This window comes from Candidatus Ozemobacteraceae bacterium (assembly GCA_035373905.1).
In the GTDB taxonomy this organism is placed as follows: Bacteria; Muiribacteriota; Ozemobacteria; order Ozemobacterales; family Ozemobacteraceae; genus MWAR01.
In genome coordinates this window covers 117,108-139,848 of the sequence record DAOSOK010000004.1, presented here as the reverse complement: position 1 = coordinate 139,848, position 22,741 = coordinate 117,108, and the positions used below count along the sequence as shown (strand labels likewise).

Sequence of the window (22,741 nt, the reverse complement as noted above, 5' to 3'; positions counted from 1 at the left end):
CGAATTTGGACGCCGGAACGCCGGATGGGGTATAGTGGGGTATGTTCATCCCGCCCGTTTCGATCGTTCGGTCGCGGTGCGGAACCTGAGCGGCGTGAGGCGGTGAAACGCCCGTCGGCGTCCCCACATCCGTCGTGGGAAAGAAGGAGCCTGATATGAAGAATCGCCTTTTCATCCTCTGCCTCGCCCTGCTTCTCGGATTCACGGAGTTCCTGCCCCTTCCCGCCAGGGCCGAAAGCGTGCTGCTCAAGGCAATCCAGCCGCGAGTCGAAGAGTCCGGCGATGCGGCGGAACGGGCGGCGCGGGACCTTCTCGAGATCCTGCCCGAGCCGGGCCCGGTGGCCGCCAACCCAACCCTCGGGGACGCGAAGCTCAAGAAGGCCTTCCGCCTGATGCACGCCTTTTACACGTCTTCGGCCCGGCGGATCCTTCCGCAGATCCCGCTCGACCTGGAGAAGAAGTTCGCCAACGAGTTCTTTGACGGGTTCTTCGCCGAAGGCGACAACCCGCCCGAACTGGTCGCAAAGATGAACGGCGTCATTGCACGACTTTCCCCGTTCATTTCGAGAAAAGATCTGAAGGCGAAGGTCGGCATTCTCGGCGGCGGCGGGATCATGGGATTCGCCAAAGGCGGGGAATGGATCGTCATCACCGACGAGATGGCCGCCTGGCCCCCCGATCAGATTGCCGGGATTCTTGCCCACGAACTCTGTCACCTGGTGAAGCGCGACTTCGTGAAGATCCTTCTGATCCCCTGCCTGAACAAGGCGCTGACCGCTCGAATTCGGGAAGACCTTCGGCCGGATTTCGGGAAACTGACGGCCTTCTTTCTCGCCCGATTCCAGCGATTTTCCGAATTCGAAACCGACGTTCAGGCCGCCCGCCTCATGAAACAGGCCGGCTTCTCTCCGCAAGGACTCGTCGAGGTTTTGCGCCGGATCGATACCGGACCTGTCGATCCCAGGCAATATCTCGTCGCCGACCATCCGACATGCCGCGATCGGATCGCCGCTCTCGAAAAATCCGGCGTGCTCGGCAACTGACCGGGTTGATGACGCCGCAAACGCCGTTTCTCGCCTTCCGGATGGGCGCATGGGATGAGAAAGAGAGAAAAGCGTGTTGGATAAATCGACCGTGCGGAGTATAGTGGCGTGAGATATAGAGGCTGCGAGGGGAATCGATGAGGCAGCTCCCGTTGATCAGCGGCAACTCATCGCTGATATCAGACGTCGAGCGCCTGCTGCCGGAAGAGAGCAGGCGAAATTTCCGCCTCAGTGTCATTCCCGATTTTCAGACGGCGCGCGAGTACATCACCCTCGAAATGCCGGAACTGATCCTGCTCGACTTTTCGCACCCCGATATCAGGCCGTTCGAGCTCCTCCAGTTCATCATGACCGACTCCTGGCTCGTCCCGGGCGGCATCATCGCGTTCCACGACAACGACGGGGAGATCCGCCGGCTCGAATCGATCCGCGAGGCGAACTTCATCGTCATCGTGCATGAGCGCAACCTCGAAGACTACCTGCCGCGCATCATGAGCATCATTACGCGCAACCGCCGGATCCTGTTCCAGCACAGTCTGGGCGGCGGCCTGCTCGCAAGCCTTTCCGGCTCGTTCACGCTCGAGAATCACGTCATCGAAGCCCGCTGCTACGCCAACCTGCTGTGCAACTTTCTCTTCTCCTGCGGCCGGATCGACCTCGAAGGGAAGAACAACCTCGCCTTCTCGATCTTCGAACTGCTCATCAACGCGATCGAACACGGCAACTGCGGCATCTCCTTCGAGGAGAAGAACGCTTGGCTTGAACAGGGCGGCTCGATGATCGACCTGATCGATCGCCGCAGCGGGGAACCCGACGTCCGCGACCGGCGGGTGACGTTCGAATACCAGATCTGCACCCCCGGCTCGAAGTTCACGATCATCGACGAGGGAAGCGGCTTCAACTGGAAACAGTTTCTCGAGCGCGGCTCCGACGAGTCCCAGTTCCGCCTGCACGGGCGCGGCATCATCCTCGCCAGCCGCTTCACCCGAAACATGTCGTACAACGAGACCGGCAACGCAGTCACCTTCGAGATCAACCACGCCGCCGACTCGGTCCCCCTGCCGCCCAGCCTGTTCCGGAACCTCGAACCGATCGCCATCCGGAAAGGGGAGTTCCTGTTTCGCGAGGACGACCCGAGCACCTACCTGTACTACATCGTGAAAGGCCGCTTCGACGTAATGAACGACGGCGTCGTGATGACGACCCTCACGCCGGACGACATCTTCCTCGGGGAACTGGCATTCCTGCTCGGGAAGAACCACTCGTCCGCGGTCCGCGCCCAGACCGACGGCGCCCTCGTCCGGATCTCGAAACGCGAATTCATCGAAGCCGTCAAGCGGCGCCCCCACTACGCCCTCCTGTTATCGCGCATTCTCGCCCAGCGCCTCCAGCGCATGAACGCCCGGCAGTCCCCCCAGACACGATGAACAAGCACACAGAGATCAACCTGTTCGACTTCCTCAACTGTCTCTCCGACGTCATGGACTGGCTCAGCCCGGCCCTCACGAGCCATCATCTCCAGGTCACCCTGCTCTCCTTCCGAATCGCCGAACAACTCGACTGGTCGCGAGACGGCCTGAATGACCTGATGATGGCGGCCATGCTGCACGACGTCGGTGCGCTGTCTCTTTCCCAAAGGATGGAGACCCTCTCGTTCGAGGACCAGACGGGCCAACGCCATGCCGTGACCGGCGCCGCCCTGCTCAGCCAGTTTGGGCCACTCTCGCAGGCTGCGGAGATCGTCAAGTTCCATCATGTTCCCTGGAACGACGGCAACGGTCTGGAGCATGGCGGCGAGAAAGTTCCGCTCGGAAGCCACGTCTTGCACCTTGCCGACCGCGTGACTCTGCTCATCGACCGGAACGGCGAAGTTCTCGGACAGACGGATTCTATATTGGGCAGAATACGAGAGCACGTCGGCACGATGTTCCATCCGGAACTCGCCGACATCCTGTTCAGGCTGGCGGCGAACGAGTATTTCTGGCTCGACCTCACCTCGCCCCTGCTCGGTAAGGTCCTCGCCCGCGCCAGCAGGCTCGGCACCATCGTCCTGAATAACGAGGAACTGCTTTCGTTCGCAAATATATTCAGGCGTATTATAGACTTCCGCAGCCCGTTCACCGCGACCCACTCGAGCGGGGTCGCGGCCAGCGCCGAACGTCTCGGGCGGCTCGCCGGCCTTTCCGCCGACGAGTGTCTCCGGATCCGCATCGCCGGGTATCTGCACGACCTCGGCAAACTGGCCATTCCCACCGAGATCATCGAGAAGAAGGGCAGCCTGACCACCGAGGAATACAACGTCATGCGCAGCCACACGTTCTGCACATACCGCACGCTCGAGCAGATCGACGGTCTGCAGGACATCAACCGCATCGGTTCGTTCCATCACGAGCGGCTCGACGGCAGCGGCTATCCTTTCCATCTCAAGGCCGATGAGATCGAGACGGCCGCCCGCATCATGGCCGTCGCCGACGTCTTCACCGCCCTGACCGAGGACCGGCCGTATCGCCGCGGCATGCCGTCCGAGAAGGTCCTCGCCATTCTGCTCGACCACGCCGCGAACGGCAAGCTCGACCCGAAGCTGGTCGAGACCGTCAGACAGAACTACGCCGACATGGACGCCGCCCGCGCCGCGGCCCAGTCAGCCTCCGTCCTCGAATACCGCAACTTCCTCGAAAATATCGGCTGACCCGCTGCACATCTTCTGTGGGGGCGGGCTTGAAACCCGCCCTTCACGGCACAACCGTGAGAATTGAATTTGAACGACCTGTTATATATAGATTACTTTATATCTGAAACCGCGATGATTCACAAATCATTTCATGAAAGGCAGTAGGCTGTAGACGACCAGCGCGTCGGCCACGTCCCGTTCCGCGACCCACTCGTCGACGATGTGACAGGCGTCTTCGCGGCCGGGCCCGTAGCCGAGGGTCGGGATCTTCTCCTCGCCGGCGCTGAGCACGCCATCGGTCGAGAACGGCCAGATCTTGTCGGGCGGAACGGCCCTGCGCACGCTCGAGGCGGCAGCCCGAAGCAGTTCGGTAAATCGATGGTCCCGCGGTGTTTCCCAGGCGAGATGGATCGAGGGCCAGTCGGCGACTTTGTTCGTGTATGACGGGCCGCGGTAGACGACGGGCTCGATCTCGACGTCGGGCCAGCCGGGCCGGCCCTTCAGGCGGGCAACGATCGACTCGTAGTCTTGACCGGCCGCGAGCCTGACTGTGACGTCGGCCGCGGCGCCATCGGGAACGCTGCTGGTCGTGAACGGCTCGGTGCGAAGCGTCGTGACGACGAGCGTCGACCGCTCCAGGACACGCTCCGGCGAAGGACCGACGCGCGTGTATTCCTCGCGGTCGAGCTCCCCGACCTCGATCGCGGCCCGGGCCAGCTTGTAGGCCGCGTTGTCGCCCACTTCGGGAACCGACGTGTGGGCCCGGCGGCCGCGGGCGCGAATGACGAACTGCATCTTTCCGCGCTGGCCGCGCGCGATCTCGAGCTGCGACGGCTCGCCGAGCAGCACCCAGTCAGGCCGAATACCAAGGTCACGAATGATCTCGGCCAGGGCCAGCCCCTCGGCGCCCTCCTCCTCGGTCACGAAACACCCGAGAATAGCCTGTTGCAGCGGGTGTGATGCCGACAGCCGCGCGCTCGCCACGAGCGAGACGGCCATCGCCGCGACCGCCCCCTTCATGTCGCACGTGCCGCGCCCGTAGAGTTTCCCGTCGCGCCGCGTCATCGTGAACGGCGGCACGCTCCAGGCGACCAGGTCGCCCGCCTCGACGACATCCATGTGGCCGTCATACGCCATCACCGGCATCCCTGCCGTTCTCGCACGTTCTACGGCCGTTTTGATCCGTTCGAGCCGCGCCGAATCGCCGCCGGCCCCCATCTCGGGCTTCATCTCCGGCGGAACGACCAGCGCCAGTACGCCGCCCCGCGGAAGCCGGCACGCCGGGATCCCCTGCCCGTCGAAATACGCGAGAAGCAGGTCCGCCTGCCCCCGTTCCCGCCCGGTGAATGACTCGATGGCGATCGAGTCCCCCAGCAGATTCAGACACTCCGGAAACAGCGTTGCCGCCTCATGCTTCACCGCGCTCGCCAGCTCCGCCGGCGGCATTCCCAAAATATTCTCACTCATATCGTATTCTCCATGACTCCGTCGATGATAACGGGATCCTTTCCCAGGGGGCCCGGACACCATCTCGATGACCGAGTGTAACTCAAACCAGGCAGAACAGGAGCAAGCGCAGAGGCCGGGGTCGATTCCCCCCTTGTCGGGTCATCGGGCAGGGCCCAACGCCAGCGATGAGCGGACGCCGAAAGGTTTTCAGCTATACAGACTTTATTGCTTTTGACTCGATATATAGTGTGTCAGGGCAGAAATCCTGTTCATGGGGCCATGAAACAGTGCCCATTTGAACAGTTGCTTTAAAAAAATAAGGTAATTCTTTTAATTCTTTAAAGACTCCAATATCCAAGTAGGGCCGACAATCAAAAACCCTCTCTTCACCATTTTCGAAAAACAGATTCAGGGTATAGTCTTGATTCGCCTTTACACTTTTTATTCTTGGATTCATACTATTTTAAGGGCTCAATTTTATATGGATTTTCGCCCCTTGAAGCGAGGTCCCAATCAGCCATTAATTCATCTTTATGAATCTCAATCCAGGCTAGGACAAGCCGCATTTTATTGTTCGGAATTTGCCCTTCAAGAATTTGCCCATCAGGAATTGAAATCACTGCCTCATCATCCTGGAACTTTACATGAATATGGGGTAATTTGTGTTTCTTGTTATCAAGAAAGTACATTGCAACGATTATGCCATAAAACATTGAAATTACCGGCATCTGCGAGGCTCTCCCATTTTTATGTTCTCTTATTTTACATTTAACTGATTGAAAACACAATCCCGATAATGAATGGGAAACGCTGACTGAGGGCTTTTTTATCGGCATAACGCCCGCTCGATGGCGCCAACGATCTCGTCGCTCTCCGGCTCGACGCGGCTGCCGAAGCGGCCGATGACCTTGCCGGCGCGATCGACGAGGAACTTGTTGAAGTTCCAGGAGATGGCCCCGCCGAAGCCCGGGTGGTGCACATCGTCGGTCAGGAAGCCGTACAACGGGTGCTGATCGGCCCCTTTGACGGAAATTTTGGCGAACACCGGGAAGGTGACCCCGTAACTCGCGCGACAGAACGAAGCGATCTCGGCGTTGGTGCCGGGCTCCTGGCCGAGAAAATCGTTGCTGGGAAAACCCAGGACGGAAAACCCGCGTGCCGCAAACCGTTCGTGCAGGCGCTGCAGGCCGGCATACTGGCCCGTGAAGCCACACCGGCTCGCAACGTTGACGACGAGCAGAATCTGCCCGGAATACGAGGCAAGCGCCACGGGCGTGCCGTCGAGCAGGGGCAGGGAAAAGGCATGCAGGGTGTCAGGCCCCGAACCGAGCGGGTGCCGTGCCGCATCGACCGTTCCCCACGACCGCCAGAGCAGGAAGCCCACCACGGCTAGGGCGAACCCACCCAGCGTCATCAGGCGTCGCATCATGATCGTCTCCTCCCCTGAACCGCGTTGAGAACCTCGAACCATCTTGCACCCAAGGTACACCACCCTGCCCTCGAAGGGAACGAAGATCATGTCAAATCGTTTTCCTCACTTTTTCGTGGAGGGCTCTTGCCTGAAGCACGGCAAACGCGAACGACGTCAAGACCTGCCGCATACTAACCGATCGTTCGCCCTGAAGTATCGAAGGGCGAGAGACACTTCGTGCTTCGATACCTCAGCACGAACGGTATCTTGTATGCGAGCACATTGTCGTGTCCCTTGTGAGATGAGGAGGAACGAGAATCAGATCGAAAGGGCGCTGTGATTCAGCGGTTGTGAAAATCGATGCGCCTGCCCTGCGGCGGCATTTGTATTCGATTCGATATGAAAAAGCATAAGAGAGCCAGGCCCAAGCCCGACTCTCTTGCGTGAGACTGTTTCGGTGAATCTTACTTTTCGAAAGGCCTCCGGGAAGCCAGGGCTTTGGCGGTGGCGAGATCGTATTTGACACTCTTTGTCTCGCCGTTCGTCATGAGAGCGCTGAGGGTGACGATGTTCGTGCCGTTGAAGGTGATGCTCGCCGTTCCCTGTCCCGAGACGTTCAGCTGAAGGGTTCCACTCAGGGGATACTGCTTGCTCGAGTTCACGACGACCTGGTTCAGATCAAGCCGCACGACCCGAGCATTGTTGGCGTTTCCTTCGGCATACCCCGTGACGGTGATCTGGGAGGGGTTCTTGATGCCCTCGAAAATATAGTTTTCGGTCAACGAAACCAGGCTTGAGCCCTCGTAATAGTTGATCATCGAGCAAGCACCGAACTTGCTTACGAGGGGCGAACTGTCCAGATACGGGTAATGATTGTAACTGTCGTCATAAAATGTGAAGACGATAATCGAACAGGCTTCCAGGTATCCGGGAATATAATAGTTCCAGTAATATCCGGTATTCGTTGCATCCCACGTCCAGGATCGAATACCCCGCGCGATACTGGCCTTCACATTGGCGGCGAATGGCGAATCGCTCGTGGCTCCCAGAAGCGGCTGGTAATTCTGGTAACTGACGACGAACTGGTCGACCTGCTTTGTGAACGGAGTCACGGCGGCGAGATCGGCGGCGGTCGTCGTTCCCGTGGTTCCAGTAGTGCCAGTCGTGTCCGTCGCGGCGACCGGGTTGGAGCCGCCGCCACCTCCTCCTCCGCCGCCACAACCGGCCAAGAGCGACGTCACGACGGCGACGAGGGCGACGAGCGCGAGACAGCGATACGTTTTCATGTATTCCTCCACGATTGAATGTATTTTGGTATAGCTTTCAGCTATATCTACGCCTTGTATTCGCGATTATTAAAAGTTCCCCTATTATTCCTTCCTCCAGTCCTCCAGGATCAGCATGGAGTCAGCGCCTGAAGGGATATCGCGCATCGCCCGTTCGTCCTGAGGTATCGAAGGGCGAACATTGGCAGCAATGGGCGAGTGCCGGTTCGTGCTTCGACACCTCAACACGAACGGAGCCAACAACCGGCTTTCGATGAACAGGAATCACCACTTTCGCTTGCGGGAGAACCGCATCTCATCATGCCTGAAGGTAGACATACCCGAACACCTGCTGGACGAGAATTTCCCGGATGCACTGGGAAAGGGGGCGTCGCCATCTTCCCGCGCAGGCTTCCAGGTCCCCGCACGTGTGCTCGGCCAGCCAGATCTTGATGTTCTCGGAGTTCTTCCCCAGTTCAGGCGTCGTCGCCCGCCCCGTGCGGGCATGAAGCGCCGACCCCGGAAAGAGGCGGCGGCGCGTCGTCCGCTTCACATGGGTGCTCTGCCCGGTCAGGGCATACGAGTATCCGTAGAGGAACCCGTGAATGAAGAACCGGATGACGCCCGACCTCGACAGCCACAGGTGGTCGCCCACCTCATCGAGCCGCTCCTTGAGAGGTTTTGGAATCCAGATCTTGATTGGAATGGTCCCGGCATCCAGCCCTGGAGAAGACTCCTTCAGCGAAAGCCTCTCGCCAAGCCAGAGAAGTTGTTTGTCCACGCTGTGCTTGTCATGTTCGTCGCTCATGTGGTTGATCCTTTCCGTGACTGCGTGCCCCGAACCAAAGCGAGAGGATGTGCGCGACAACCCGCAAAAGGTGAGCTTCAGATTCGATGTCGGGCGATGCGATGCCCGGTGTCAGTGAGTCAGCCCGACCGATACCGGAACGTCGCTGTTCACTCCCCAGCCGGCAACCGCTAGCGGCTGGAGATGGCTTTCGAAAATGACCAGACGAGCGTATAGTGCCCGGGCCTCATGACGGAGCCGATACCATTCCGCAGGAATCAGTTCTCTTCCGAGGTCGAAATCAAGACGGGTTGCTTTCGCAAGCTTTCGGGCAACCAGTCTCATCGAAGGACACTCGCAGAAATATTCTGGGTAAAATGCGATGCAGGCGTCGAGGAGAGCATCGGGGTCATCCGGTTTCGCAGGAATGACGATCCGGATATTCCCGATCGGCCGCAATCCCGAAACGTGATAGCAGGCCTCGAGCCACTGCCTGTCCGACTCCCCCTGCAGAATCAGGAACTTCACGTTGCTGATGCCGTCATAGGAACGGCTGTGGCCGACGCAAAAAACTTTCGAGAAACCAGCCATATTTTCCTCCTTGAGCGCTAGGATGACGACACATATTGCAACCTATATGCCAGGTTCCGAAACCATGGCCTGCACGCTCTGTATCCCGCTGCTGAAGCCACTCTCATGGAAGTTCAACGCGCGGCAGGGAATACGAAGGCATAACAACTCTTCTCTTTGAATAACTTTCCTTCTACATGGGCATGACACGGTCGAGAAGACGGTATCCTCATGTTTTACCCGGATATGAGCCCCCCTTCTCAGTCCCAAATACAAAATCATGAAATCGTTCATATTGTGAAAGGAGCGTTACCGAGCAGACGGCCCAAGCAATACATTTACTTATTGAGTCATGCAGAATGAAAACCAACCGTTCGCCCTGAGCCTGTCGAAGGGCGAAATGAGGAACCATCGGCAACCTGGCGAAAGACTCATAAATAATTTTATATTTCGAGCAACTATATTTATGTCGCTTTTGTCGTATTTCTCCCACATTCCCCTGCCAGCATTCATCAACAGAGCGTTTTCATGCATTGGCATTTCTCTTGCGATATATCAGCGTCATGACAAACAACAATTTGAGCAGAGAGGCCGAAACGTCGTTCCACGTGATTCCAGAGCATCTGGATCGCTTTCTCTTCGAGAAGGCGTCTGGCCTCTTTGCCCCGGATCACGAAGCGGTCCGGGCAAATCTCTATGCCGGTGCGGCAGAGGTGCAGCGCTACCTGGGCACCTACTTTCCCAGAAGTTTCATGGAAGGCCGTGTCCTGGTGGCCAGAAACCTGTCTCACCCCGCTTTCGACGCAGCTTTTCGCAGGAAAAGCCCCATTCGGATCCTGGACCTCGGCTCCGGCACGGGAGGGTTCGCGGCCGGCCTCGCGTGGGGTCTCCGGGAGCGTGGGATCACCGCTCCCATCACGATTCAGGCCGTCGATGGCAATGAGAAGGCGCTCGAGTACCAGGAGGCCATGTGGAAGACGATCCACCAGGGAGTCGCCTTTCGCCCCGTCCATTGCATCCTGCCGAAACGCGACTGGTCGCTTTCGCTGATGGATCTCGAGGGGGATTTCGATTTCGTCATCGCATCGAAGTTCCTGGTCGAAATGCTCCCAGAGCCGCTCAACAGCACGACCGGGGATTTCGAGATGGTTCCTCTCGAGTTCCTGACGCTGGCCGAACAGCTTCTCCGGTCTCCCGGGCTGGCGATCATCAACGAACTGACGATGTCCGTTCAGATCGGGGCAAGCGCCAGGCCCTTTCTCCCGGAACTGCTCAACCGCGCAGCGTATCGGCACGCCGGCCGGCAGAACTCGCAGCTTCGTATCGTCCTGCCGGTTCCATGCGCCCTCTTCGGGAGGAGTTGCGATTCGCTCGATATCTGTTTCCAGCAGGTTGCTGCGGAGGTCGTCCACTCCCGGAAACCCGGCGGCGACGTGTCGAAATCGGTTCCCCGCGTCTGGGCGACGCCGGACCTTTCGGACAAGCTGCTGAAGGGCATCGGGCCGTCAGAGCCGTTCACCGTCGCCTCGTTTCGCGACAGACGGAACATCTGTATCGGCGGCTGTCTCAGGCGGGACAAAACCTTCACCATCAAAACCCGCAACGGGTTTATACTGTCGCAAGGATGAATCCCATGAAGAGCCAGAACCGCGAGCATGTCGCCATCGAAACGCCCGAAGGGCCGCGGCAGGCAGTGGCGCCCGTCATCATCTCTGCGAGCCGGTCGACGGACCTGCCCGCCTTTTACGCGGAGTGGTTCGCCCGCCGCTTCCGGGCCGGCTGGGTCCGGTGGGTCAACCCGTTCAACCAGCAGAGCCAGTGGGTCTCCTTCGAGCGGGCCAGGGCCATCGTCTTCTGGTCGAAGAATCCGCGCCCCCTGCTCGCGCATCTCGATACCTTCGCCCACATGAGCTGGTATCTGACCTTCACGCTCAACGATTACGTCGCGGAAGGCCTCGAACCCGGCGTCCCCCCGCTGGCTGAGCGGCTGGAGACCTTTTCGAGATTCGCCGACCTCGTCGGCCCCGACCGCGTCATCTGGCGCGCCGACCCGTTACTGCTCCTCGACGGCCTCAGTATCGGCGGGCTTCTCGCCCGCGTGCGCGCCGTCGGCGAACAACTCCGGGGCAAGACCCGCCGGCTCGTCTTCAGCTTCGCCGACATCGCCGAGTATCGGAAGGTTGGAAACAACCTGAAAAAATTCGGCATTCCCTTCCGCGAATGGAACGAAGGCGACATGATCACGGCCGCGACGGGGCTCGCGGAGATCGGAAGGGACCTTGGCATCGAGGTCGTATCCTGCGCCGAAGCGATGGACCTCTCATCCGTCGGAATCCGGCACGGCCGATGCATCGATGACGAACTCCTGCATCGCCTTTTTCCCGAAGTCAGGGAGTTACAGCAATACCTCGGCTACATTCCCGCCCAGCCGACCCTCACAGGCTTCGAGAGCAACCGCCCTTCCCTGAAGGACAAAGGCCAGCGAAAAGCCTGCGGCTGCATCGTCAGCAAAGATATCGGTAGTTATAACACCTGCCCTCACGGCTGTCTGTATTGCTACGCCAATACGTCTCCCGACCACGCCCGCCGACTGGCCGCAGGCCACGATCCCGCGTCCGACTCGCTCGCGCCCTGAATATCGGCGCACGCCGGGCTTCAGCGGATCAGGGTCGCGAAAAGAGCCTGTATATCTCCCCATAATCCTTCCGATGGAGATGATAAAACGTGATCTCTTTCGGGAATTCCGCCGTCCAGTTTTGAATTTCTGACAGGATGGGTTCATAGCGGTTGTCGGCGAAGGGCGTGAAGGCGATACGTCGATACCCGTTTCGCAGGGCATCCTCGAGATACGGTGTGATCGTCGGGTCAGCAGAATGTTCGATCGGTTTCACCTTGTTAGAACCCGATGGCTTCAGATAGTGTTTCACCGCCTTGCTCAGCTCGAATGATAAGGGCCGGCGATAATCAATACATCTCACGAACGCCGCATCGAATCTGTCGATGTGGTTCCAGATCGAGTCATGGTGAAGAGTCACCTGGATTCCGCCAAGGTGCTTCGTGACCGGGACAGAAAACCCTTCAAGGATTTGCCACCCATGCATGGGCCCCAACGCATCTGAATGTCTATCAAACAGCGCGAGGTAGGCGGGAAGAGCCTTGAGCCTGGCAATAGCCTTCGGAAGCCCTGACCTGCAAGAAACGAAACTATGGTCGTAGAAATACTCGAACCCGGGCTTGATCAGGGGCATCAGACGGCCGAAGAAGCTCAGCCCACCGGCACACTCGTAGTTTCCACCTTCCGCACAGCCGTCACGCATGATCACGAGGGCATCGAGGCCAATCGATTCGGCTTTCAGGATGCCCAAGAGCTCGTTGTTGTCAAAGTCCAGGCAATAGACCTTGCCGATTTTTTCCCGATGGCGTCTGAAACAATTGGAATTCAGGATCACATTGTCGAAGGGAACATCCTGGAAATCTTCATGATACAAGCATGAAGACGGATACAGGATGGTCTTCCCCTCCCGTTTGAAATCGTGAAATATATCGTATTGTTTATTCATTTCCTCTCTCTTTGAGCGCAAGTTTTCGTAGCGGCCACTTTCCGGGAAGCAGAAGTTTTGGGCGCGGCAACCATGCCCCTCAGCAGTTTCAGCATGAGGGTGCGGCAGAAGCCGGGGATGTCCTCCCAGAGGATGTCGAAGTGGGCCGTTTCGGGGAACAGCCAGGCAGGCGCGCTGTTCGGGGCATGCGAACGGCAGCTGCAGGGGGTCTGGTTGACGCGATGGTTGACGTCGACGACGGTGTTGTCTTCGCTACACATGACATACAGCTCATAGGCGAACGCCCCGGCCTCGTGATACTTCCGGTGCTCTTCGATGTTCCGGGGCTGGAATCGGAAACCATACACGACGCCCTTTTCCTTCGTATGCCCGATGACCTTGACACCCAGGCTCTCGACATCGGTTCTGACGCGCTTTCCAATGATATCCGCTGCGGCTTTCATGGTGGTCTCCTTTCACGCCTTCCCGGCGGTTGCATTTTATAGCAAGCCTGATGCCAATGTGAACCGGGTTTCGGGAGGGCGGGTTTGAAACCCGCCCCTACGGGAGATGATAACGGGCAATGCATACCAATAGACCGGCGAGAATATCGGGAGGGGATTGGCAGGGGGATAAAATTGTGTATAGTGGGAGAAACTTTTTTCCGGGGGGTCGGGATGGGCAGTTCGAAGGAAGCGAGGCGTATTCTTTTCAGCTGGCTGGGGGAAGGGGAACTGCTCAGCGCGGACCTCAACTCATCGGGGCTTGCACGAGCCATCAAGGCCAGGAAGTTCCACGAGGTTCACCTGCTGGCGAACGTGGATACGACGCGCGAAGTGAAAAAGAACGGCACCAATTACGGCAAGGTGTACACGCGCCCCTTTTTCCAGAAGGTGAAAGAGCGACTCGAGAGCATGAAGATCGCGCGGGTGACGATCCATGAATGCCTGCTCACCAGCCCGACGCGGTTCTCCGAGATATTCCCCGCCGCGCAGGACACGGTGCGGGATGTACTCGAAGTGCAGAGCGGCCCCGTCGATCTGACCTACCATCTCAGCTCCGGAACGGCCCCGATGATCGCCGTCTGGGTGCTCATCGCCAAGACCCGCTTCAAGGGGGACCTGATTGAAACGCGGTTCCCGGAAGACGTGCGGAAGAAAAAAGAGACGACCTTCGCGGTGGAATCGGTCGACGTTCCGTTCGAGATTTCCGCCGACTTCCTGCCCGAACTGATCCGGACGACCGATCAGGCGCTCGGCGCCCGACTGATCAGCGCCCCGAGTTTCGAGGCGATCAAGCATCGCAGCCCGAAGACGAAGGAAGCGATCCGCCTAGCCCAGATGGCGGCCCAGCGTGACGCCACCGTTTTGTTATTGGGCGAGTCGGGCGTCGGGAAGGAGTTGTTTGCGCAGGCCATCTGCGACGCCAGCCAGCGAAAAAACAAGAAACTGCACCCATTCAATTGCGGCGCATTACCGGAAAATCTCGTCGAATCAGAACTGTTCGGATACAAGAAAGGCGCCTTCACAGGTGCCGATCGAGACAAACCTGGGCTGTTCAAGGATGCCGACGGGGGAACGATCTTCCTCGACGAGGTCGGGGAGTTGCCGCCGACTACTCAGACCAAACTTCTGAGGGTCTTGCAACTCGGGGAGATTCAGCCCGTGGGCAGCACGAAGACCGAAACAGTGAATGTGCGGGTCATTGCTGCAACAAATCGGAACCTGATAGACGAGGTGAAGAACGGCCGCTTCCGGGAAGACCTGTTTTACCGGCTGGCGGTGATGGTCATTCGCATTCCGCCGCTACGCGATCGCGAGGAGGATATTCTTCCGATTGCGGAGCACGTCTTCGCAAAGCTCGCCGGAAAATTCGGGATGACGAAGAAGCACCTCTCGCCCGAAGCGAAAAACGTTCTCAAATCCCATTCATGGCCGGGCAATGTGCGTGAACTCGAAAACGTCCTGACCCGCGCCATGCTCTGGACCGAACACGATCGGATCAGCGGCGAGGATCTGCGCCGGGCAATCCTGATATTCCCTGAGCGCGTTCAGGCGACCGTCCTCGACCGCCCGATCGACGGATCGTGGCAATTGGAAGCCATTCTCGACGACGTTTCACGACACTACCTCGATCGGACCATGCAGATCACGCACGGCAACAAAACCGAAGCTGCCAGACTTCTCGGTTTCAAGAATTATCAAACTCTGAACAACTGGCTCACTCGCCTCGGCATAGAAACAACCGGTCGAGATGCATAACCCGTTGCATTTCAGCAAAGGCGGGTTTGAAACCCGTCCCTCCGGCCACAGGGGTTCGGCTGCTGTCGCATAGGAGCATATCGCAATGCGCCCGGGATATGCACGGGTTCGTTCTATATCCTTTGAGATAGTAGTTTCGCCGGCGTCGGTCACCAGTCGGGGTGGCAGCGGCGGCAGACGCTTTTGTCGGTGTGGCAGGCGGCGCACTTGTCGGGGTTGGTCTGGGCGGCGATGCCGTGGCGGCGCTTGACCCAGGCGAGGGTGTGGTCGCGGGGGCGGCGGCTGTGGCAAGCGACGCAGCTTGAGTCGGTGTGGCACATGCCGCATCGCTGGGGGTCGTTGCGGTAGGCGATGCCGTGCTTTTTCTCGTAGTTGCGCACGTGGTCGGACGGCCAGGGGGTCGGGCTGTGGCACATCGTGCAGTTTTTCTTCGCGCGCAGGCCGTCGTGACACTCGAGACAGGACTCCATCGACGTCCGGCAGTGCGAGCCGTCGAGCGAGTCCCAGCCCTCGACGAGCGGGTGGCAGACGATGCAGTCGTTCTTCGCGTGAGCGGTGTGCGAGAACGAGACGCCGTGCTCGAGGCGCGTCCGGTCACGCTCGGTCCTGGCCGGTTTTCCGAGATGGCACAGGCCGCAGTCGCTTTTTTCGCGGGCCGCGAAATGGCATTTGAGGCAGACTTTCTCGGGAGGCCGGCCGAACGACGGCGGGTCCTCGGCCGCCTGGACGATCACGGGCGCCGAGCCGGGCATCGGAGGCGGCGCTCCGGGCACGATGCGCGACGGGCGCAACGGCGCGAAGCCCGACGGCACGTCGTCCGGCAGAACGGCTCCCTCGACGACGCGATGGCACCGCTCGCACCGGATCCGCTGCTCGCTATGGGTCTTGTGGGAAAAGCGCAGGCTGGCCTTTACCGGCGGCGCATCGGAAGCGGCGGAGACGACCGCCCCGCCCGGCCACGCGACGAAGACGGGCACGAGCAGGATCATCGCCAGCCACAGGCCGGCAACGGCCGTTCCGAACGATTCGCGAATGCGGTTCATGACGTCTCATACGATACGCCATTTCGCCCCGCCGTACAAGACGGATGAAAAATGCGGCCTTTCCTCTCCTGGTTCCGCGTTTTGCCCCCTTCGGGCTTCAAAAGATGATCTGGGTTTCGAGGAAGGGGGTGTTGTTCTCGTCGAACTGGCCGACGGGGCCGAGGGCGTCGGTCGATTTGCCGTTCACGTGGACGCCGCCGACGAACTTGAGGAAATCGCCGCGCTGGAGCGACATCTGCGGGGTCAGGATATATTCGCCGGTCGAGAGGTTGCCGACGCCGTTGAACTCGATGAAGAACGTCTCGCTTTTGAAGCCTTTCTTCAGCTGAAGCGCCGTCATGAACTCGGTCGGGTTCAGCTGATACGGCGTTTTCGTCTTCATGTCGGAGATGTGCGAGACGATGCCCTGCACGTTGAGATAGAGGTTGTTGCGATACGTCTTGTCGGTACCGAGCAGCATGCCGAAGAAGTTGCTCTGGAACCGCGGCCCGATGCGGCCGTCCTGCCACGATGCGAACGTCTTCGTCGGCGACCAGGCCATCTCGTAGCGCATCAGAAAATCCTTCGACAGCGTCACGTTGCCGTCGACCGCGAACGTCTCGTCGATCGGGTATTCCGAGCGCAGGGTGCCGCGCGGCGTCAGGTCGATCACTGGCAGGCGCTCCTTGAGCCAGAGGTAGTGGTATCGTATCTCGTAATTTTTGAACGCGCTGTTGAAGCCGAGGTGATACTGCTCGCGCACGCGGGTGTCGTCCTCGCGCACCAGCGGGGTGCCGAACAGGGTCATGCGGGCGGCCTCCTTCTGGAAGGCCGTCGCCCAGCGGCTGTAGATGCTCGGCAGTTCGCTAGCCTGGAACACCGGCATGTAATGGAAGTCCCAGCTCATCTTCTTGTTTATATAGTAAGTGGTTTTTATAGCGGGAACTTCTTTTTTGTCGCGGTTGTAGTCGTTGGCGAGGCCGTTATGGTAGCGGCGCGAATTGATCTTGTCGACGAACGAGACCTTGTCGCCGCTGCCGAGGGTATCGACCAGCAAGCCGCTTTTCACGTCGAAGTTGCCGGCCTTGAACTTGTAGTAACTCTCGCCGAGATACGAACTCCAGGATTTGTTGTCCTCCTCCTGGTAGTAGAGGCCGTTGATGCTGACGAGCGCCTTCTGCCCCTTCGCGCCTTCCTGCTCGAGATCGATGCGAAGCTGGTCGTAGGAAGAGAACGTGTTGTATTTCCAGGAGTGCCGGCCGGTGATCGTCGGCCGCTTCACGGGCTTTTCCTCGGGCTCGGGCGCGACCGGCGCGACGACCGTCGGGGGCGCTCCGTCGTCGCCCTTCTCGATGACGATGCGCGGCATCTGGAACACCTCGCGAGCGCCCGGCACCGTCGAAGCCATATCCGCGCCCGTGGCGGCGATTCCGGCAGAAGCGCGGATACCGACCAGCGCGGGCAGCACGACAACCAGAAGGGCGCAGAGAATCACGGCAAGCCGTTTCCCCGACCGGCGGCTACCGGAAATGGCTGCGCACCGCCGTTCCGAACGGTGCGGACCGGCGAATGGAACCAACGACACGTCGAGCGTGGTCTGCCTCCAGAGTCTTTCTCACCTCTCTCATCGGCATTTCTCCCCAGACTCCGAAATTCGCCGAAACGGACGGAAAGAAAAATCCCAACCGTGCCGTCGGGCGCGATCGGGATTGGGGGGCGGAACGGGAATCAGCTTTTCTTCATGTTGCGTTCGCTGAAGGTTTCGGCGTCAAGCTGGATGTCGTATTTGATGTCGTTGATCTTGAGCTGGGTCGAGGTGTTCTTGCGCAAGTCCTTCATCTCGACCAGCCTGGGCGTCCAGATGTCCTGGATCTTCTCGAGATTCGACGCGACCATTTCCTTGATCGCCTTTTCGGGGTTTTTCTTGTCGTACATGACGGCTTTCAGGATGACCATCTTGTCTTTCGAGACATAGAGGTTGGTCTTCGCGTAGCTGGTCTTGCCGTCTTTCTTCACGGTGTCGATGACCCAGACGGCCTCCTCGCCAAGCTTTTCCTCGCGCAGGTTCGAGCAGGCGTAGTCGGAGGCGTGGATGTCATCCATATCTTCGTAGGTGAAGTCGCTGGAAACGAAGGCCATGCCGTAATCGTCGGAAACGATGCGCCGGATGTTCTTCATCGCCGAGAGGTAGATGCGCTTTTCGCGCTGGCGGTTCTTCTCGTTCACGAGGTAGGTCGTGTCCTTGATGTCGGCCGGCGACAGGAAGTGGATGAAGTTGTCCTTGTTGTCGTTGTCGGCCTTCTGCCGGTAGATGTCGAGCTTGCGGGTCCGCTTGCCGCCGTCGGCGGAGATCAGTACCATGTCGGTGTCGGCCTTCGATGTTTTGCCGACGTACCGGTCCTCGACGCCCTGCAGCACCTCGTCGGCCGTCATGGCCCAGAGGCTTTGTCCGAAGAACATCACAGCCGCGACCAGGATTCCAGCGAACCACAACCGTTTCATACTCGCTCCTTTCAAGCGACGCGCCCGAGCGTGCGACCGGCGCCGGGCCGTTTTCACAAACGGGGCAATCCTCCTACGGATTGCCCCGGCCGACGTCTTATTGTATCAAATTCGCCGCCGCCGCTGAAGAGGCCTGTTGAGCAGGGCCAGAAAACGGTCTACAATGGCGGAACGGGGAGGAACGGCACGGATGCAGATACCATCGAACAACCAGGATCTTGACACCCTTCTCCCGAAAACGGTGAAGGTCGACCTCGACACCCCTCTCGAATCTGCCTGGACGGCCCTGGCATTCATGTCGGGCGTGGGCTGCTTCTTCATTCTCCAGATCGGCTTCATCGGCGGCAAGCACACGCCGCCCGACCCGACATTCCTGAAGTATCTGCCGACCGGGCTTCTCGCGCTCGGAGTCTTCATCGCCCTGCGCAAGTTCACCGACAACTTCTACATCGTCGATCGGCAGCGGAAGGCGGTCTTCTATCATTTCGAGCTTGCCATGATCCGCTCCGTGACCGAGTATCTCCGGTTCTCCGCCATCGACGCGGTCGTCGTCAATGGTTCGATCCATCACTCAAAACATTCGCGCTGGTATGAATACCAGATTTTGCTCGTCGACCGGGGCGGCAAGATCCATGCGTTCAGCGATTCGGTCCGGGAATCCGAACTCGCCGCTCTGAACAAGCGGGCCGAGACGCTCGCGAAGATCATTGAGTGCCGGCTGGTTCCGGGAACAGCGGAACATATTCATGACATCACGCCGGGAGTGGCAGGCAAGGTGAACATTACTTCGGCGCATCGCCCATTGAACGCCAACGCCGCGGACCTTTCGAACATTCAGATTCCGGGCTGGGTCGCCCTGCTCGTTCTCATGCTCGTGCTCGCGTTCTTCGGCTTCATCGCCTGGGCGGTTCTCAAATGATCGCGGGCTCCTGAGATGGACGGGATGTTCTGGCTCGAGGTCCTACTCGTCACGACGCTTCTGGGAAAATGCTTCACCATGTTCGTCTTTCCCCGCGTCCTGTCGCGCTGGCTTGCCCTCAATCACAAGATGACGAGCGAAGAGGGCTACGTGGCCGCTCCCGATCTGTCTTCCCTTCTGGGATGCGAAGGCGTCGCGGCCACGGACCTCCGGCCGTCAGGGAAAGCCGATTTCGATGGGCGGAAGCTGGATGTCACGACCCGACAAGGGTTTCTGAAGAAGGGCAGTCGCATCAAGGTCATCGAGTGCTGCGCAGGGAGCCTGTACGTAGAGGAAACCGGCGGTCCCGATCGGGAATCGGCCCGCCCCTGATGAAGATCGCCCCGACGCGGCGCCGCTTTTCCGCCGGGGAACTGGCGCAATGAACCTCAGGAAGCGCGTTCCGAAGAAGGGGCCGCACGCTCGAGAATGACGATGGTGAAGTCGTCGGGTTGTGCCGCGCCGGTCTTCGTGAAGGGGTGCTCCTGGAGGAGTCCCGAGCAGGCTTCGTCCAGCGGCCGCCATGCCTGACCGGCAACGAACTTCTGGAATTCGATGAACAGATCGTTGCCGACGCCGGTCCCCAGCGATTCCACAAGGCCGTCCGTGTACATCACCAGCCGTTCGCCGGGATTCAACACAACGGAAACCGGCTGAACCTTGAACGTCTGCCCCACCCCGACTGGCAATCCCTTCGCCTCGACGATCTCCGCCGTGCCGTCGGGCCGCCACAGCAGCAGAGGCGGATGCCCATGCTGGAAATAGCGGATCTCCCCGCTGGAGGTGTCCACCCAGAGAAGGCACAAGGTCATCAGCCGCTTGCGGCGCATGACCGAGGTGATGGTGGCGTTCAGCCTGGTCAGCAGGTCTTCCGGCGTCGACGTCGGGCCGGCGAACGAGGTGACGATGGCCTTGGACATGGCCATGATCAGCGCGGCCGGAATGCCGTGGCCGGTGACATCGCCGACCAGCACCAGGAGCTGGTCTTCGCTGATCTTCGCATAATCGAAGTAGTCGCCGCCAAGGTGGGTGGCCGGGCGCGAGAGGCCCGTGACGCGGAACTCGCCCAGCGTCAGGGGTGCCTTGGGGAACAGCTGTTCCTGCACCTGCTTCCCAGCGTTCATCTCCTGGAGGGTCTCCATCATCTCGTTGAAGGTATGAGACAGATCGCCCAGCTCGTCTTTCTGAAAGGTCGTGAGACGGAACTTCGTGTCCTGGGCCTTCAGCGCCAGCAGGCCGCGCCCCAGGCCTCCGATCGGGCCGAGGAAGGTGTCGGCAAGCACCCAGCCCAGCAGCAGGGTGATCACGAACGCTGCCAGCAGGCCGAGATAAATCGTGCCGCGAAGCTCCGCAAGCGTTTTCCGGATGGGCTCTTCGGGAACCAGGGCGATCAGGGAATACCCCTGAAGCTGTCTGCCCGGCTGGCCGACGGCGATCCAGGGGCGCCCCTGCCAGGTGAGCCGGTCGACTTGGACATCCTGCGCCTGGCGAACCCGCAGGGCGAGAAATCGCAGGTCTGCAGAGCTTCTCCCAGGCTCGGGACTCCAGCGGTCGCTCGCATCTTCGACGGCAAAGAGACGGATCCCACGATCTCCCGGAGACCGTGGCGTCAGGAATGTCCGCTGAAGATACCGCTGTTGCACTTTCAGCTTGGGAATGGACCCGGCGATGAAAACAGCTGGGCTGTCAGGCTCGGAATAAAAATCCCAGTACAGGAACACCTCGAACTTCGGAAAAACCAGTTCCCGCACGCCTCCGGGCGAGTTCAGGATCTCGGAAATGCCGATCTCGCTGCTTTCCGTGATCGATTCAACGATGTAATCGTTCAGGGCGGCTTTCGGCGGCTCGGCCGTCTGGATGGTCCGGTCCGGCACATACTGCTGCGCCGCATCCCGGAACATCTGGTCCATGACACGGGTCGTGATGGCATCCCTGGTCATCTGGCCGCCGGCTTCGATGAACACTTTCCCGCTCCCGTCACGCAAGGCCAGCTCCTGGAAATGCTGGCGGGCCAGGCCGATCGCGGTCAGCTGCTGGAACCGTCCAAGCGAGGCAGGCTGCCGGAACTGCTGTCGATAGACGTCCATGTACCTTCGGAATCTCTGGGGCTCATACAGAAACCCGTCATCGGCGGATTTGAGCGCATCCTCTCCCGCTTTGCGGGCATCCTCGATCATACTCCGGCGGGTTTCGAGGAACGTGCTGTAGGAGAGGGCGAGAATCACCATGAAAGGGATGGCCAAAGCATACAGAAAGAGCAGCAGCAGCTTTACGCGAATCGACACCCAGGTATCGCGCCCCAGCACGATCCACCGGATTCCCCAGAGCAACCCTGCGAACCCGGCGAGAAAGATGAACGCATGCGCCGGAAGCCGTGTGAGCGGCCCATCAAGAGGAGATTCCACGACGCCGAGAAAGTAGGTGTAATCACCGGCGGACATGCGAAGCCAGGTACGGTCGTCTAGCCGCTGGAAGGGATGATGACCGGCTGCAACCGCATGAGGCAGCAGTTCCATGGCCGCCGAGGCCGGGTCGCCCCAGAGAGGGATGAGAACCCCGTCACGGTGCTGGGCGAACAGCCGGGCTCCCGGCGGAAGATGCAGCCCGGGAAGGGCATGGCGGAGAAGAGTGATGGGCGAAGGCGGGTCCCAGCATGCGAAGAGCAACCCGCCCTCGCTGCTGAAAGGATCTATATCCCAAAATACATAACCCTGGCCGGTCTGGCCGCGAAACCGGATGAGGGTTTCGCGCTGGTGGTGCATACCGATGTATTTTTGCCCGAACAGCGCCCTGACTGCGTTCAACTGCCCCTGAATACTATTGTAGTCACCACACAATAGATACCGCCAGAATCTTGCCATGATCGTCCGGGCTTTGACCCGCATCGTCCGAGGGGTGACCAATTCGCCGTTCGCCGAATACTGGTAGACGTCCCAGGCGAATCCCCAGCGCTGCGACAATCTCCGCACGACGCGAGGCCAGGCTTCCGGCTCAAAACGGCGGCGGATGAAAAAATCGCGCAAATGGCCGAAATGGCGCCTGAGCTGGAGCGGCACGTCGGCGTACGCCGCGATCCTCGGCAGCAGGGGTTCCATGCGCTGCTGAAACGCTTCGGCCCGCGCCTTTTCCTCGCGATCGTAGTAAAACGCGGACAGCGTCCAGGCGCAGGCCAGGGGTACGCCGACGAAAACCAGGAAGAACACGAGGAACCGGAGCATCGGGGAGGTTGCAGCGGACGGTCTGCCTGGTTGCGAAGGAGTCAC

21 protein-coding genes are annotated in these 22,741 nt (G+C 59.6%); 8 read left to right on the top strand and 13 right to left on the bottom strand.

From position 1 onward, the window contains the following. The first annotated feature begins 155 nt into the window (after positions 1–155). The 3 genes from PLU72_03065 to PLU72_03055 all read left to right on the top strand — a co-directional run bounded on the left by PLU72_03065 (position 156) and on the right by PLU72_03055 (position 3,732). Positions 156–1,043, top strand: coding sequence for a M48 family metalloprotease (locus PLU72_03065; protein ID HOT27143.1), 888 nt, complete (start codon positions 156–158; stop codon positions 1,041–1,043). Between the two features lie 137 nt (positions 1,044–1,180). Then, positions 1,181–2,470, top strand: coding sequence for a cyclic nucleotide-binding domain-containing protein (locus tag PLU72_03060; GenBank protein ID HOT27142.1), 1,290 nt, complete (start codon positions 1,181–1,183; stop codon positions 2,468–2,470). Continuing rightward, a complete protein-coding gene (locus PLU72_03055) occupies positions 2,467–3,732 on the top strand; it encodes an HD domain-containing protein (protein HOT27141.1) in 1,266 nt (421 codons plus the stop codon). The genes PLU72_03060 and PLU72_03055 overlap by 4 nt, the downstream gene beginning before the upstream one ends. A 126-nt stretch (positions 3,733–3,858) precedes the next feature. Here the strand turns inward: PLU72_03055 and PLU72_03050 are convergent, their stop codons facing one another. From PLU72_03050 to PLU72_03020, 7 genes are all read right to left on the bottom strand, one after another. Continuing rightward, positions 3,859–5,181, bottom strand: coding sequence for a M20/M25/M40 family metallo-hydrolase (locus PLU72_03050; protein HOT27140.1), 1,323 nt, complete (start codon positions 5,179–5,181; stop codon positions 3,859–3,861). A 193-nt stretch (positions 5,182–5,374) separates the two neighbouring features. Continuing rightward, a complete protein-coding gene (locus PLU72_03045) occupies positions 5,375–5,620 on the bottom strand; it encodes a DUF2442 domain-containing protein (GenBank protein ID HOT27139.1) in 246 nt (81 codons plus the stop codon). Position 5,621: 1 nt separating this feature from the next. Beyond that, on the bottom strand, positions 5,622–5,891 hold the full coding sequence (locus PLU72_03040; protein HOT27138.1) for a DUF4160 domain-containing protein: 270 nt from the start codon (positions 5,889–5,891) through the stop codon (positions 5,622–5,624). Between the two features lie 98 nt (positions 5,892–5,989). After that, complete coding sequence (locus PLU72_03035) at positions 5,990–6,472, bottom strand: glutathione peroxidase (GenBank protein HOT27137.1); 483 nt, start codon at positions 6,470–6,472, stop codon at positions 5,990–5,992. Between the two features lie 566 nt (positions 6,473–7,038). Beyond that, positions 7,039–7,860 (bottom strand): hypothetical protein, encoded by an 822-nt coding sequence (locus tag PLU72_03030; GenBank protein ID HOT27136.1) that lies wholly within the window; start codon positions 7,858–7,860, stop codon positions 7,039–7,041. 298 nt (positions 7,861–8,158) lie between these two features. Continuing rightward, on the bottom strand, positions 8,159–8,647 hold the full coding sequence (locus PLU72_03025; protein HOT27135.1) for a hypothetical protein: 489 nt from the start codon (positions 8,645–8,647) through the stop codon (positions 8,159–8,161). Positions 8,648–8,758: 111 nt separating this feature from the next. Then, the gene (locus PLU72_03020) at positions 8,759–9,217 is read right to left on the bottom strand and encodes a hypothetical protein (protein ID HOT27134.1); all 459 of its coding nucleotides are present in this window, start codon (positions 9,215–9,217) and stop codon (positions 8,759–8,761) included. A 542-nt stretch (positions 9,218–9,759) separates the two neighbouring features. Between PLU72_03020 and PLU72_03015 the strand changes: the two genes are divergently transcribed. Both PLU72_03015 and PLU72_03010 read left to right on the top strand, forming a co-directional pair. Then, the gene (locus tag PLU72_03015) at positions 9,760–10,824 is read left to right on the top strand and encodes a class I SAM-dependent methyltransferase (GenBank protein HOT27133.1); all 1,065 of its coding nucleotides are present in this window, start codon (positions 9,760–9,762) and stop codon (positions 10,822–10,824) included. Positions 10,825–10,829: 5 nt separating this feature from the next. Next, positions 10,830–11,831 (top strand): DUF1848 domain-containing protein, encoded by a 1,002-nt coding sequence (locus PLU72_03010; protein HOT27132.1) that lies wholly within the window; start codon positions 10,830–10,832, stop codon positions 11,829–11,831. A 28-nt stretch (positions 11,832–11,859) separates the two neighbouring features. On the opposite strand, the gene PLU72_03005 is transcribed toward PLU72_03010, so the two are convergent. Together PLU72_03005 and PLU72_03000 are read right to left on the bottom strand one after the other, a co-directional pair. After that, positions 11,860–12,756, bottom strand: a complete 897-nt coding sequence (locus PLU72_03005) for a hypothetical protein (protein ID HOT27131.1) — start codon at positions 12,754–12,756, stop codon at positions 11,860–11,862. Continuing rightward, positions 12,753–13,199 (bottom strand): hypothetical protein, encoded by a 447-nt coding sequence (locus tag PLU72_03000; GenBank protein ID HOT27130.1) that lies wholly within the window; start codon positions 13,197–13,199, stop codon positions 12,753–12,755. Before PLU72_03000 ends, PLU72_03005 begins: the two co-directional genes overlap by 4 nt. A 213-nt stretch (positions 13,200–13,412) precedes the next feature. On the opposite strand from PLU72_03000, the gene PLU72_02995 reads away from it, so the two are divergent. Then, the gene (locus PLU72_02995; protein HOT27129.1) at positions 13,413–14,996 is read left to right on the top strand and encodes a sigma-54 dependent transcriptional regulator; all 1,584 of its coding nucleotides are present in this window, start codon (positions 13,413–13,415) and stop codon (positions 14,994–14,996) included. 149 nt (positions 14,997–15,145) lie between these two features. Here the strand turns inward: PLU72_02995 and PLU72_02990 are convergent, their stop codons facing one another. The 3 genes from PLU72_02990 to PLU72_02980 all read right to left on the bottom strand — a co-directional run bounded on the left by PLU72_02990 (position 15,146) and on the right by PLU72_02980 (position 18,520). Next, a complete protein-coding gene (locus PLU72_02990) occupies positions 15,146–16,039 on the bottom strand; it encodes a hypothetical protein (GenBank protein ID HOT27128.1) in 894 nt (297 codons plus the stop codon). A gap of 97 nt (positions 16,040–16,136) precedes the next feature. Continuing rightward, positions 16,137–17,513 (bottom strand): hypothetical protein, encoded by a 1,377-nt coding sequence (locus tag PLU72_02985; GenBank protein HOT27127.1) that lies wholly within the window; start codon positions 17,511–17,513, stop codon positions 16,137–16,139. Between the two features lie 233 nt (positions 17,514–17,746). Next, positions 17,747–18,520 carry an outer membrane lipoprotein-sorting protein gene (locus tag PLU72_02980; protein ID HOT27126.1) on the bottom strand — a complete coding sequence of 258 codons (774 nt, stop codon included), beginning with the start codon at positions 18,518–18,520 and terminating at the stop codon, positions 17,747–17,749. 190 nt (positions 18,521–18,710) lie between these two features. On the opposite strand from PLU72_02980, the gene PLU72_02975 reads away from it, so the two are divergent. Together PLU72_02975 and PLU72_02970 are read left to right on the top strand one after the other, a co-directional pair. After that, positions 18,711–19,439, top strand: a complete 729-nt coding sequence (locus tag PLU72_02975; GenBank protein HOT27125.1) for a hypothetical protein — start codon at positions 18,711–18,713, stop codon at positions 19,437–19,439. Between the two features lie 15 nt (positions 19,440–19,454). Continuing rightward, complete coding sequence (locus PLU72_02970) at positions 19,455–19,811, top strand: NfeD family protein (protein HOT27124.1); 357 nt, start codon at positions 19,455–19,457, stop codon at positions 19,809–19,811. Positions 19,812–19,867: 56 nt separating this feature from the next. On the opposite strand, the gene PLU72_02965 is transcribed toward PLU72_02970, so the two are convergent. Continuing rightward, complete coding sequence (locus PLU72_02965; GenBank protein HOT27123.1) at positions 19,868–22,741, bottom strand: SpoIIE family protein phosphatase; 2,874 nt, start codon at positions 22,739–22,741, stop codon at positions 19,868–19,870.